The sequence below is a fragment of the Cribrihabitans neustonicus genome (genome assembly GCF_048820895.1).
Taxonomy (GTDB): Bacteria; Pseudomonadota; Alphaproteobacteria; order Rhodobacterales; family Rhodobacteraceae; genus Cribrihabitans_A; species Cribrihabitans_A neustonicus.
Genome location: NZ_JBMERQ010000001.1, coordinates 302,102 through 315,078, shown reverse-complemented (window position 1 = coordinate 315,078; position 12,977 = coordinate 302,102). Strand labels below are relative to the sequence as shown.

The 12,977-nt window shown below is 66.1% G+C and carries 9 protein-coding genes; 3 read left to right on the top strand and 6 right to left on the bottom strand.

Annotation, left to right across the window (positions count from 1 at the left end):
* Positions 1-25 precede the first annotated feature (25 nt).
* Positions 26-310 carry a preprotein translocase subunit YajC gene (gene yajC, locus ACOHWE_RS01515; protein ID WP_420663618.1) on the bottom strand — a complete coding sequence of 95 codons (285 nt, stop codon included), beginning with the start codon at positions 308-310 and terminating at the stop codon, positions 26-28.
* A 316-nt stretch (positions 311-626) separates the two neighbouring features.
* Between yajC and serS the strand changes: the two genes are divergently transcribed.
* Positions 627-1,919, top strand: a complete 1,293-nt coding sequence (gene serS / locus ACOHWE_RS01510; RefSeq protein WP_420663617.1) for a serine--tRNA ligase — start codon at positions 627-629, stop codon at positions 1,917-1,919.
* Between the two features lie 339 nt (positions 1,920-2,258).
* On the opposite strand, the gene ACOHWE_RS01505 is transcribed toward serS, so the two are convergent.
* The 5 genes from ACOHWE_RS01505 to ACOHWE_RS01485 form a co-directional block, all read right to left on the bottom strand.
* On the bottom strand, positions 2,259-2,633 hold the full coding sequence (locus ACOHWE_RS01505) for a hypothetical protein (RefSeq protein ID WP_420663616.1): 375 nt from the start codon (positions 2,631-2,633) through the stop codon (positions 2,259-2,261).
* 53 nt (positions 2,634-2,686) lie between these two features.
* Entirely contained in the window at positions 2,687-3,640 is a 954-nt protein-coding gene (locus ACOHWE_RS01500; protein WP_420663615.1) for a fatty acid desaturase, read from the bottom strand.
* A gap of 302 nt (positions 3,641-3,942) precedes the next feature.
* Positions 3,943-5,406: a ribosome biogenesis GTPase Der gene (gene der / locus ACOHWE_RS01495; RefSeq protein WP_420663614.1), complete on the bottom strand. Its 1,464-nt coding sequence runs from the start codon at positions 5,404-5,406 to the stop codon at positions 3,943-3,945.
* Positions 5,407-5,478: 72 nt separating this feature from the next.
* Complete coding sequence (locus tag ACOHWE_RS01490; protein ID WP_420663613.1) at positions 5,479-6,801, bottom strand: PQQ-like beta-propeller repeat protein; 1,323 nt, start codon at positions 6,799-6,801, stop codon at positions 5,479-5,481.
* A 58-nt stretch (positions 6,802-6,859) separates the two neighbouring features.
* Positions 6,860-7,531: a hypothetical protein gene (locus ACOHWE_RS01485; RefSeq protein ID WP_420663612.1), complete on the bottom strand. Its 672-nt coding sequence runs from the start codon at positions 7,529-7,531 to the stop codon at positions 6,860-6,862.
* 315 nt (positions 7,532-7,846) lie between these two features.
* On the opposite strand from ACOHWE_RS01485, the gene ACOHWE_RS01480 reads away from it, so the two are divergent.
* Together ACOHWE_RS01480 and ACOHWE_RS01475 are read left to right on the top strand one after the other, a co-directional pair.
* On the top strand, positions 7,847-8,983 hold the full coding sequence (locus ACOHWE_RS01480; RefSeq protein ID WP_420663611.1) for an efflux RND transporter periplasmic adaptor subunit: 1,137 nt from the start codon (positions 7,847-7,849) through the stop codon (positions 8,981-8,983).
* On the top strand, positions 8,980-12,834 hold the full coding sequence (locus tag ACOHWE_RS01475; protein WP_420663610.1) for an efflux RND transporter permease subunit: 3,855 nt from the start codon (positions 8,980-8,982) through the stop codon (positions 12,832-12,834). The genes ACOHWE_RS01480 and ACOHWE_RS01475 overlap by 4 nt, the downstream gene beginning before the upstream one ends.
* The last annotated feature ends 143 nt before the right edge of the window (positions 12,835-12,977 follow it).

Genomic DNA, 12,977 nt, shown 5'->3' with positions numbered 1-12,977 from the left:
TTATCAATGGGTTGGAGTGGGCGGTTTACGCTGCCGGCTCGGTCTTGCTCAGCACTTGGGCGATGGTCGCCTTGACCACGCGCACCTTGACGCCTTCGGCGATTTCCACTTCGATCTCGCCGTCTTCCTTGACTTTGGAGACCTTGCCGATCACGCCGCCCTGGGTCACCACCTGGTCCCCGCGGCGCAGGCCGTCCACCATCGCCTGATGCTGCTTCATCTTTTTCTGCTGCGGGCGGATCAGCAGGAAGTACATGATCGCGAAGATCAGGATAAGCGGGAGAAACTGGCCGATTGCGCCAACGTCCATGGGATATTCCTTCTGTGAAAGCGGCACGATACGCGCCGGAATTTTGCAGCGGAACCTATGCGCTGGCCACTTGGGTTGCAAGGCTCACCGGGCGGTTCGGGTCGGCAAATGCAAAAGCCCGGCCGCGCGCGGGCCCTGCAGCGGAGACGAGCCGCGCAGCGCCGGCGCGCACGGGGCGGTAAGCGGCCGCCTTGCGGCCCAGTTCCGCTCGGCGCTGCGCCTCCGCCACCCCCTGCCCCCTTCCCCTTTGTTCATCACTGCGGCATAGGATGGGGCAGTGATTCAACACCCGCATTGCAAGCCAGGAGTGACCCTCATGCATGACATCCGCGCCATCCGCGAAAACCCTGCCGCATTCGACGCCGCCGTGGCGCGCCGCGGGGATGCGGGCGTGTCGTCTGAGATCCTGGCCCTGGACGAGGCCCGCCGCGCCAAGATCCTCGCCGCCGAGACCGCCCAGGCCGAGCAGAACAAGGCCTCCAAAGAAGTCGGCGCCGCCAAGGCCCGCGGCGACGAGGCCGAGTTCGAGCGCCTGCGCGCGCTGGTGGCCGAGAAGAAGGCCGAGGTCGCGGCGATGAACGCCGAAGCCAAAGAGCTCGACCAGCGGCTCACCGACATGCTGATGACCATCCCCAACCTGCCGTTCGACGACGTGCCGCAGGGCGAGGACGAAAACGACAATGTCGAAATCCACCGCTGGGGCGAGCCCAGGGCGCTCGACTTCGAGCCGAAGGAGCATTTCGAAATCGAAGGCGTAAAGGATGGCATGGACTTCGAAACGGCCGCCAAGCTCTCCGGCAGCCGGTTCGTGGTGCTCTCCGGCGCAGTCGCGCGAATCCACCGGGCGCTGGCGCAGTTCATGGTCAACACCCACGTCGATGAGAACGGCCTGACCGAAACCTGGACCCCGGTTCTGGTGCGTGAAGAGATGCTTTACGGCACCGGCCAGCTGCCCAAGTTCGGCGAGGACAGCTACCAGACCACCAACGGCTGGTGGCTCGTGCCCACTGCCGAGGTGACGCTGACCAATATCGTCAATGGCATAGTGGTGGAGGAAGGCTACCTGCCGCGCCGCTACGTCGCGCACACCCAGTGCTTCCGCTCCGAGGCAGGCTCGGCCGGCAAGGACACCTCCGGCATGCTGCGCCAGCACCAGTTCGAGAAGGTGGAGATGGTCTCCGTCACCCGCCCGGACAAGAGCGGCGAGGAGCACGAGCGCATGACCGCCTGCGCCCAGGGCATCCTGGAGCGCCTCGGCCTGCCCTACCGCACCGTGGTGCTCTGCACCGGCGACATGGGTTTCGGCGCCCGCAAGACTCATGACATCGAGGTCTGGCTGCCCGGGCAGAATACTTACCGCGAGATTTCCTCGGTCTCCAACTGTGGCGACTTCCAGGCCCGCCGGATGAACGCCCGCTTCAAACCCGAGGGTGGCGGCAAGCCGCAGTTCCTGCACACGCTGAACGGCTCCGGCCTCGCGGTGGGCCGGTGCCTGATCGCGGTTCTGGAGAACGGCCAGCAGGCCGACGGGTCAGTGCAGCTGCCTGAGGTGCTCGCGCCCTACCTTGGCGGCAAGCTGACGCTCACGGCTGAGGGCCGGCTGGTCTGAACCACCGGGCCTCAGGGCAAGGCGGGACAAGAAAACCGGCGCTGCCTCAGCGCCGGTTTTTGTTTACTGACAAGCGTTTGCAGCGCATACCTACTGCCCCCGGCGCGGAACAGGGCCGAAGGCCGCCGCGCATCGCCGGCCCACCCCCTCGCGGTTGCGATTTTGCTGAGGCTGGATATGTCCTTGAGAAGGAGTACGAACTTGGCGGGGATAAACTGCCAGCCACTCCCGTTTGAATCGCCCCCGCGCGCGCCGGTGACGCGCGGCGCCGTGCTTGCCGCACGGCTGGCCTGTTTCTCCGGACTGGGAAAAACGCTCCCGGCACCGACCGCCAGACCCTCAGCCCTTGGCCTTCGGCTGCATCCCTGCCTTGGCGCGCTCCTTTTCCCCCAGGATTGCACGGGCCTTGGCCTTTTCCTTGGCGATTTCCTTCTTGGCTTTTGCCTTCAGCTTTTTCGCCTTCTTTCTGGCCTTGATGCGGGCCTCGGCAATCTCCTGGGCCAGCAGCGCCGCTTTGCGCTTGGCCTTGCGGGCCTTGGCCTTGGCGCGGGCTGCCTTTTCTTCGGCCGCCACCCGCGCCGCCTCTGCCTCCGCCAGTGCAGCGTCGTAGTCCGCCCGGCTGGCCTCCTCGCCATTCGCCGCCGAATCCTTCCCCTGGTGTTCTGCGGTTGCCAGCCCCCGGTTTCCCGGCCCCGCCCCGTTTGCACGTTCCATGCTGAATCCCTGTGCCTGCCCGCCCCCGGCGGCCGTCCTGCCCCGCCCCAAAATCAGGCCGGGAAGGGCACCAGCCGCTCCTGCTCCTCGTCCCAAAGCTTCAGCGACAGCGCGCGCAGGGCCTCAATAAAGCCGATCCGGCGCAGCCCGGCTTCCGGCGGCAGGCTGTAGTGGCATTGCCGCAAGCGGTAGGAGGGGATGCGGGCGTTGTAATGGTGAATGTCATGCAGGGTGATATTGGCGACCGCAAAGTCGAAAAACCAGCCGAAATCCAGGCAGGAAGACCCCTGCAAAGCCGCCACCTGCGGATTCAGCTCCGGCCGGCGGTCCCAGTATGTGTCCTCGAAGTTGTGCTGCAGGTAGACCAGGAACACTCCGATCATGCCGCCTAGGAAGGAGAACACCAGCCACACCAGCACCCCGGTCCAGCCCGCCGCCCAGTACAGAAGCGACAGCATCGCAATGATCACCAGGTTGTGCAGCACCACGCCCAGCACGCCGAAGCGCAGCGTGTTCTTGGGCCAGCGGTAGCGGATGAAATAGGTGAACGCCGCGCCCACCGGCACCAGCACGAAGGGGTTGCGGTACAGCCGGTAGGCCAGCCGCTGCCAGAAGCCCGCCTGCTGCCATTCCGTGAGCGTCATCGTGTGGATCTCGCCGGTCTCCCGGTGTTCGAGGTTGCCGATATTGGCGTGATGCAGGTTGTGGTTCTGCTTCATCACCTCGAACGGCGCAAAGGTGAAGGGTGACAGCACATGGCCTGCGATCTCGTTCTGTGCCCGTGTCTCGAACAGTGAATGATGCCCGGTGTCATGCTGCAGCACGTAAAGCCGCACCGCCGCAAAGGCAAAGACGACGCCCGCGGGCAGCAGGATATACCAGCGCTCCACCTGGGTGATGGCGAGGTAGAGAGCCGTGAAATAGACCGCAAATGTGCCGAAATAGCTGAGCGCGGCCAGCCTGTTATCCTTGGCGCAGTATTTGCGCGTATGTGCCCTCAGATCCATGGCGTCATCCGTAAAAAATCACTCTGTGAAAACCGCATGAAGTACCGCGGCCCCGTCCAAGGCTTTTCCAGAGGTAATCTGTCCCGGCGTCATGACAAGACCCGGCGGGGACGGAAAAGTCAGCCTTTAGAGCAATTTGGGCACCTCCACGCAGCCTGGGGAGATTTCCGCAGCACGGCCGGCCCCGAACGCAAAAGCGCCGCCCGGAACGGGCGGCGCGCGGCTTGGGCAGGGCCAGGTCTTTCTTCGAAAGGCTGCAGGCCGGGCGGGAGCACTCCCCCTTTGCCCGGATCAGCCGGGCTTCAGCGCTGCCGGTCCTTCAGATGCTTGGTGAGCGCGCCTGCGTTCTTCTTGCGGCGGCCCTTGTAGGGGTTCTTGTCGCCCTGCCCGCGCATGAACAGGCGGATCGGCGAGCCCGGCATGTCGAAATCCTCGCGCAGGCCGTTGACCAGATAGCGCGAATAGCTGTCGGGCAGCTTGTCGGGATGCGAGCACATCACCACAAATGCGGGCGGCCGGGTGCGGGCCTGGGTCATGTAGCGCAGCTTGATGCGCTTGCCCTGCGGAGCCGGGGGCGGGTGCTGCTCCAGCATCCCAGTAAGCCAGCGGTTCAACGCCGCGGTCGGCACCCGGCGGTTCCAGACCTCGTAGGCGCGCAGGATCGCGGCATGCAGCCGGTCGAGCCCCTTGCCGGTTTTGGCCGAGACCGTGACCAGCGGCGCGCCCCTAAGCTGCGGCAGCAGCCGGGCGAAGGCTTCCTTGAGGTCACGCAGCTTCTCCTGCTTCTCGTCCTCGGCGTCCCACTTGTTGACGGCAACCACCACGGCACGGCCCTCGCGCTCGGCGAGGTCGGCGATGCGCAGGTCCTGCTGCTCGAAGGGGATGCTCGCGTCCAGCAGCACCACCACCACCTCGGCGAACTTGACCGCGCGCAACCCGTCGGAGACGGAGAGCTTCTCCAGCTTCTCCTGCACCTTGGCCTTCTTGCGCATGCCGGCGGTGTCAAAGACCCGCATCGGCGTGCCCTGCCACTCCATCCGCAGCGAGATCGCATCGCGGGTGATGCCCGCCTCGGGTCCGGTCAGCAGGCGTTCCTCCCCAAGGATCTTGTTGATCAGCGTGGACTTGCCCGCGTTCGGGCGGCCCACCACCGCAACCTGCAGGGGCTTGGCGGCGGTCGGCTGCGGCACCGCGTCTCCGTCCTCGAACTCGCCATCCTCGTCGAGCTCGACGTCCATCACCGGCGCGTTGTCCTCGGCCACCTGCTCGAACTTCTCCGCCAGCGGCTGCAGGATGCCGTAAAGATCCGGCATCCCCTCGCCGTGCTCGCCCGAAAGCCGCAGCGGCTCGCCCAGGCCCAGCCCGTAGGCTTCCAGCACGCCCGCCTCGGCGGCGTTGCCCTCGGCCTTGTTGGCGGCAAGGATCACATGGGCGGACTTCTTGCGCAGGATTTCCGCGAACAGCTCATCCGTCGGCGTCACACCTGCGCGGGCGTCGATCATGAACAGGCAGATGTCGGCCATCTCCACCGCGCGCTCGGTCAGGCGCCGCATCCGGCCCTCAAGCGAGTTGTCGGTGGCATCCTCCAGCCCCGCGGTATCGATCACCGTAAACCGCAGATCCCCCAGCCGCGCCTCGCCCTCGCGCAGGTCGCGGGTGACGCCGGGCTGGTCATCCACCAGCGCCAGCTTCTTGCCGACTAGACGGTTGAACAGGGTGGACTTGCCCACATTCGGACGGCCCACGATTGCGAGGGTAAAGGACATCGGACCAACTTTCAGCGTTTCAGACGCGCCCCATAACGCATCTGCCCGGAAACCGCCAGTCCGCAAATGCCGCTAGCGGTAGGCGTGCAAATCGCCGTCCGAGGAAACCACGTAAAGGGTGCGCCCCGCAACCACCGGCGCGGTGCTGGCGCCGCCAGGCAGCTCCGCGGTGCGCGTGAGCCTCCCGCTGACCGGATCGAAGAAGCGCAAGAGCCCGTCGCCCGAGGCCAGCACCAGCTGCCCGCCAGCCAGAACCGGCCCGTAGTGGGTGTAGATCCTGCCGCGCTTTCCGGGCCTGTCCTTGACGAAACCGGGCAGGTCCACCGCCCAGATCACCTCGCCCGTGGCGGCATCCAGCCGCAGGAGCTGGCTCTGGTCGCTCACTTGGAACAGGCTGCCGCCCGCAGGCCAGGCGGTGCCCGCCGCGCCCTCGCGCGCGGTCCAAAGACGTTCGCCGTTCTCGAGGTCAAAGGCGACGGTGCGGCCCGCGTGGTTGCCCGCATAAAGCCGGCCGCCATCGACCACCGGCGCGCCGGTCACGTCGCTGATCCGCGCCAGCGTAAAGCCGGTGCGCTTGCCCGCGACCGAAGCGCTCCAGCGGCGCAGCCCGCCCTGGCGGAAGGTGGCGATCAGGTCGCCCGAGCCGAAGGCAAAGACCGCAAGGTCCCGCGTCACCACGGGTGCCGGAGCCCCGAGGATGTTAGCCTCCGACGGCACCGCCTCCACTTGCCAGGCAATGCGGCCGGTTCCCTTGCTGACCGCCCAGCCGGTGTCGTCGCCCGCCACCAGGTAGACCAGATCGCCGCTGACCCGCGGCTGGCCGGAGCCGGTGGCGTCCAGCTCCTGCCGCCAGATCACCTGGCCGCTTTCGGCGTTGAGCGCTGTCAGCACACCATAGCCGGAGGAGACATAGATCACCCCATCATCATAGGCGAGCCCGCCGCCGGTGGCCTGGCCTTCCTCGTCGGCCGGGGGAATCAGCTCGCGCTGCCACAGAAGCTGCCCTTGCGGCGACACCGCCGAAACCCGCGCGCCGCTGTCCAGGGTGAAGATGCGCCCCCCGCCCACCACGGGGGTTGCGGTGATGCGCTGGCGGCGGCTGTCGCCGTCGCCGATCGAGGCCGACCAGATCCGCTGCACCGCCGTTCCCAGCGCCGGATGCGCAGTGCGGGCCGTTTCGGCGCCATGGCCCTGCGGCCAGGCGGTATTGGCTGTCTGCTGCGGCAAGGAAATCGGGCGCGCCTGGTTCACCACTTCCTGGGCAGCTTCGGGACGGATGTCCTCGCGCTTGCCCTGCAGGATGACCTCTTCTTCCGCGCAGGCCGCCAGCAACGCGGCCACGGCTGAGCCGAGCAGAAAGGCCCTGGCCTTCGGAAAACGTTTCGCTGCTGTCATTGCCCTGCCCTTGTTGCCTTTTTTTGTTGCGAAGCCGGAAATGCCGCTGCGCTGACTGTTATCCCCCGGGCGCCGCGTCCGCATCGGCCGCGCCGCCGAGCGCAACGATTACCTGAGTTGCGCGCTCTTTCAAGTCCGCACCGGCGGCGGCATCACCGGCAATGGCGCGCAGGCGCTCGATTGCGGCGTCGGTTTCACCCGCCCGGATGTCCAGCAGCGCCAGCTGTTCCGAAGCCAGCGGCGCGAGCGGCGCGCCGGGCTGGGCCAGCGCCTCGTATTGCAGGCGCAGGTCCTCGGGGCTCAAGGTTTCGGCCTGCAGGTTCAGCGCCTTGAAACTTGCGACATGGCGGTAAATCAGCGGCAGATCGCCGTTGCTTGCAACCGCCTCCAGCGCTGCCACCGCCTCCCCGGTCTGCCCGGCCTCGGCCAGCGCGCCCGCTCTCAGCATCGCGACAATTGCCGCCCCGCCCTCGCCTTCGGCGGCAACCGCCGCAAGCGCTTCGGCCTGCGCGGCGCTGTCTTCGGTTTCCAGTGCCGCCGACACTGCATCCCCCAGCGCCTGCGCTGCCGCGGTCTCCTGGGCTTTGGAATACTCGCGGTAGGCCGCGCCGCCGACAATCAGCGCCACCGCCACGCCGCCGATCCAGCCGTAGCGCTTCAGCATCAGGAAGAGCCGGTCGCGGCGGACCTCTTCGGTCACCTCATCGATAAAGCTGTCGGTGTCGCTCATGCGGGGCCTCTGCGTCTGCGCGGCAAGTGCCGGGTATTGAATAGGTTGCGCCCCTCATACCCTGCCCGCCCGGACAAGCCAAGTGGCCCGTTGCGGAGCGGCAGAACGGCCGGTTTTGCGCCCCTTGTGCGGCAAATCGCGCCGCCGGAGCGGGAAAGGGGGAGAAATGTGATCTAAACTACTTAGTTTAGTCTGGACATCGCCTATATCACTCCTATCACATTCGCGCGACGCCCGCAGCCGCACGCCACCGGGCCGCGAATGACCCCAGGCTGCCCCGCCGGGATGCGGGCAAGACGTAAGGAAAGGCCCGACATGCGTATCGTACCGTTGCTGACCGCCGCCGTGGTGACCGGAGCGCTTTATCTCCTGGTAATCGAGCGCGACAGCCTGCTGGCCTTTGCCCGCGGCGAGGCCGCGGCCGCGGAACCCGCCCCTCAGGCGGCCCAGCCCGTTCCCGGAGAAGACACCGGAGATACCGGCCGCATCGGTGTCGTCGCCATCGAAAGCAAGGCCCGCACCATCGGCAGCGCGGTGATCCTGCGTGGCGAAACCGAGGCCCTGCGCCAGGTGGAAGTCCGGGCCGAGACCACCTCCACCGTGATCTCCGAGCCGCTGCGGAAGGGTGCGGAGGTCGCCGCGGGCGATGTGCTGTGCAGGCTCGACCCCGGCACCCGCAACGCCACCCTGCTGGAAGCGCAAGCAAGGCTGAAGGAGGCCGAGATCAACTTCACCGCAGCCTCCAAACTCTCCAAGGGCGGCTATGCTTCCGAAACCCGCCTCGCAGCTGCCGAGGCGGCCGAGCGCGCCGCCCAGGCCGCCGTTGCCGCCGCCGAGCGCGAGATCGAGCGGCTCACCGTTAAGGCACCTTTTGCAGGCCTTCTGGAAAGTGACGCTGCCGAACTTGGCAGCCTGATGCTGCCCGGCAGCCTTTGCGCCACGGTGATTCAGCTCGACACCATCAAGCTGGTGGGCTTTGTGCCGGAAGCCGAAGTGAACAAGGTCGAACTCGGCGCTGCCGCCCGCGCTGAACTGTCCACCGGCCAGCTGATCGAAGGCCAGGTTACCTTCATCAGCCGCGCCGCCGATCCCGCCACCCGCACGTTCGAGGTGGAGATCACCGTGCCCAACCCCGGCAGCCGCATCCGCGACGGGCAGACCGCCGACATCGCAGTCTCCTCCGAAGGCACGCTGGCGCACCGGCTGCCGCAATCCGCGCTCACGCTGAACAACGAGGGCCGCCTGGGCGTGCGCACCGTGCGCGAGGACAATACCGTCGGCTTTGTCCCGGTCACCATCCTGCGCGACTCTGCCGATGGCGTCTGGCTCGGCGGACTGCCGGAGCGCGCAAACGTGATCGTCGTGGGCCAGGATTTCGTGACCGAGGGCGTCGCCGTCGCAGCCACCTACCGGCCGCTTGACGCGAGCCTCGCAGGGGAGATCAACCAATGACCGGCATCGTCAGCTGGGCCGCCAACCGGGCTCGCATGGTGATCGCATTCATCATGATCTCGCTTCTTGTCGGCGGTTTTGCCTATTCGAGCCTGCCCAAGGAGGGCGAGCCGGACATCGAAATCCCCGCGCTGTTCATTTCCGTCCCCTTCCCCGGCATCTCCGCGGAAGATTCGGAGACGCTGCTGGTCAAGGTGATGGAAACCGAGCTCGCCGATCTCGACGGGCTGGACAAGATGACCTCCACCGCCGCGGAGGGCTATGCCGGCGTCGCGCTGGAGTTCGAGTTCGGCTGGGACAAGACCGCGGTGATGGCGGACGTGCGCGACGCGATGGACAAGGCCGAGGCCGAGTTCCCCGAGGGCGCCGAAAAATACACCATCAACGAGATCAACTTCTCCGAATTCCCGATTGTCATCGTGAACCTCACCGGCGCCGTGCCGGAACGCACGATGGCCCGCATTGCCAAGGATTTGCAGGACGATCTTGAGGCACTTGATGCAGTGCTGGAGGCGGGCATCGCGGGCAACCGCGACGAGATGGTCGAGGTGCTGATCGACCCGCTGAGACTCGAAGCCTACAACGTCACCGCGCTCGAGCTCATCAATGTGGTGCAGAACAACAACCAGCTGATCGCCGCCGGTGAGGTGGAGACCGATCAGGGCACTTTCGCGGTCAAGATCCCCTCCTCCTTCGACGACGTCCAGGACATCTACCAGCTGCCGGTGAAGACCAACGGCAGCCGCGTTGTGACGCTCGGCGAGCTGGCGCAGATCAACTTCACCTTCGAAGACCGCGAGGGCACCGCCCGCTTCAATGGCGAGGACACGGTGGCGCTGCAGGTGGTCAAACGCAAGGGCTACAACCTCATCGACACGGTGGAGCTGGTCAAGCAGACGCTGGAAGCATCGAAAGCCAAGTGGCCGCCCGAACTGCAGGCCGCGGTCACCGTCGGCACCTCCAACGACCAGAGCCGCGTGGTCGGCTCGATGGTGAGCCAGCTCGAAGGCTCGGTGCTGACCGCGATTGCGCTGGTGATGATCGTGGTGCTGTCGGCGCTCGGCAGCCGGGCCGCGCTTCTGGTCGGCTTTGCCATCCCCACCTCCTTCCTCCTCTGTTTCGCTTTCCTCGCCGTGATGGGCATCTCGATCTCCAACATCGTGATGTTCGGCCTGATCCTCGCTGTCGGCATGCTGGTCGACGGTGCCATCGTGGTGGTGGAATACGCCGACAAGCGCATCAAGGAGGGCACCGGCCCGATGCACGCCTACGTGGAGGCGGCGCAGCGCATGTTCTGGCCCATCGTCTCCTCCACCGCGACGACGCTCTGCGCCTTCCTGCCGATGCTGTTCTGGCCGGGGGTGCCGGGCGAGTTCATGGGCATGCTGCCGGTCACGCTGATCTTCGTTCTGTCGGCCTCGCTGGTGGTGGCGCTGATCTACCTGCCCGTGATGGGCGGCGTCACCGGCCGCATCAGCCGCCTGTTCGACGGCGCCTCCCGCACGCTGCGCATGGTCGCGCCGTGGTGGCTGCGCGCGGCGCTGGTACCGCTGGCGATGTGGGGCATGTTTGCAGGCGCAATGCAGATGCTGAACCCGGCCTACCTGATGCCTGAAGGCACCCCGCCCATTGCAGGCGTGCTGGCGGGCGGGATGGTCTTCATCCTGTCGGCCTTCGCCACCTCCATCACCCTCAGCTCGGCGAAGATCACCCGCACTCCGAAGGAGGTCGCCCCCGGCTACCACCACACGCCCTTCGGCCATGTCATCAAGTTCATCGCGGGCAACCCGGTAATGCCGGTGGTGACCATCGCGGTTGTCGCCTTTGCCATCATGACGGTGTTCAAGACCTTCGGCGAGAACAACTACGGCGTTGAGTTCTTCGTCGAATCCGAGCCGGAGCAGGCCACCGCCTATGTCCGCGCCCGCGGCAACCTCTCGCTCACCGAGAAGGACCAGATGGTGCAGGAGGCCGAGGAAGTCATCCTTTCGCACCCGGCCGTCATCAACGTCTTTGCCTTTGCAGGCGACGGCGGGCTCAATACCGATGCCTCCGGCGCCCAGCTGCCGCCCGACACCATCGGCCAGGTCCAATTCGAGATCATCCCCTGGGAGGACCGCCCGACCCAGGACGAGGACTGGCTCGGCGGGCTGGTCACGCGCCAGGTCACCGCGACCGAGTTCGACGGCGATTACGTGATCGATCAGCTCAATGCCGCGCTCGCCCAGCTGCCCGGTTTCGAAGTGGAGGTGCGCGCGCTTGCACAGGGGCCTGCCACCGGCAAGCCGGTGCACCTGCGCCTGCGCGGCGACAGCTGGGAGGATCTCAACGCCGCCACCAACGCCGCGCGGGAGCGGTTCGAGAACACTCCAGGCCTCACCCTGATCGAAGACAGCCTGCCGCTGCCGGGCATCGACTGGCAGATCGACGTCGACGTGGAGGAAGCGGGCCGCTACGGCGCCGATGTGGCCACCGTGGGCGCGATGGTGCAGCTGGTGACCCGCGGCATCCTCTTGGACACCATGCGCGTCGACTCCTCCGACGAGGAGATCGAGATCCGCGTCCGCCTGCCCGAGGAAGACCGGGTCCTCTCCACCCTCGACAATTTGAAGGTCCGCACTGCGGACGGGCTGGTGCCGCTCTCCAACTTCATCACCCGCAAGCCGGTGCCGAAACTCGCCGAGATCAACCGCATCGAACAAGAGCGCTATTATGACGTGAAGGCCGACGTGGAGCCGGGCCTTCAGATTTTGCAGCTCATTCCGCTAAATGAAGATGGCGACCCCGTGGAAGACGGCAAATTGGACGTTGGCTTCGGGTACGAAGTCAGCCAAGAAGAAGTTGACCGGGGCGACCCATACAACGTGACGCTGATCGGAGAGACCGGTATTCTTCGGACTTGGCTCTTTGGCGAACCCCGTCAATACTTCAACGTGCCCGAGGTCGCCTCCGTTATCACGCTGGATGAAGTGCGCCAGCAGATCGAAACGGGGAAGGCGACGGTCAAACTCGTTCAGATGAATGCAAACGAGCGCATTCAGAAGCTCACCGAATGGCTGGAAACCGACCCGCTGCCTCGCAGTATCTCCTGGGAATGGACCGGCGACCAAGAGGAGCAGGAGGAATCCGGCGCCTTCCTGTCCAAGGCCTTCGCCGGCGCGCTGGGGCTGATGTTTGTGATCCTTCTGGCGCAGTTCAACAGCTTCTACAACGCGGTGCTGGTGCTCCTGGCCGTGGTGCTCTCCACCACCGGCGTGCTTATCGGCATGATGGTGATGCAGCAGCCGTTCTCGATCATCATGACCGGCACCGGCATCGTCGCGCTGGCAGGCATCGTGGTGAACAACAACATCGTTCTGATCGACACTTATCAGGAGTTCAGCCAGAAGATGCCGCGGCTGGAGGCGATCATCCGCACCGCCGAGGCCCGTATCCGCCCGGTGCTGCTCACCACCATCACCACCATGGCCGGCTTGGCGCCGATGATGTTCGGTATCAGCCTCGACTTCATCAACGGGGGCTACTCGATCGACAGCCCGACCGCGCTGTGGTGGAAACAGCTGGCAACGGCAGTGGTCTTCGGGCTGGGCATCGCCACGGTGCTGACGCTGGTGGTGACGCCTTCGCTTCTGGCGATCCGGGTCTGGTTCGCCACCTACATGCGGGCGCTGGGGCGGGTGCTGTCACGCATCACCCGCGGCCGCAGCAGCCGCATTGCGCAGGACTCGCGTCTGTTCAAGAAGGCCCGCCGCCTGCCCACCACAGAAATCCTCTGGCCCGCCCCCGGCACGGATGAGACGGTGAGCGGGGAAGCTACACCAGACCCCAACCGCCTGAGGGCCGCCGAATAGGCCAAAGCCCCGCCGCACCGGCGGGGCTTTTTGTTTGCAGGGGCGCGGTCCGCGGCGGTCCCTGCCAGCGCCCGGAACTGCCGCAGATGCGGCCGCTGCGCAGGCAGGAAGAAGCCGGAAGAAAGCCGCGTGGCAGGCGGAGC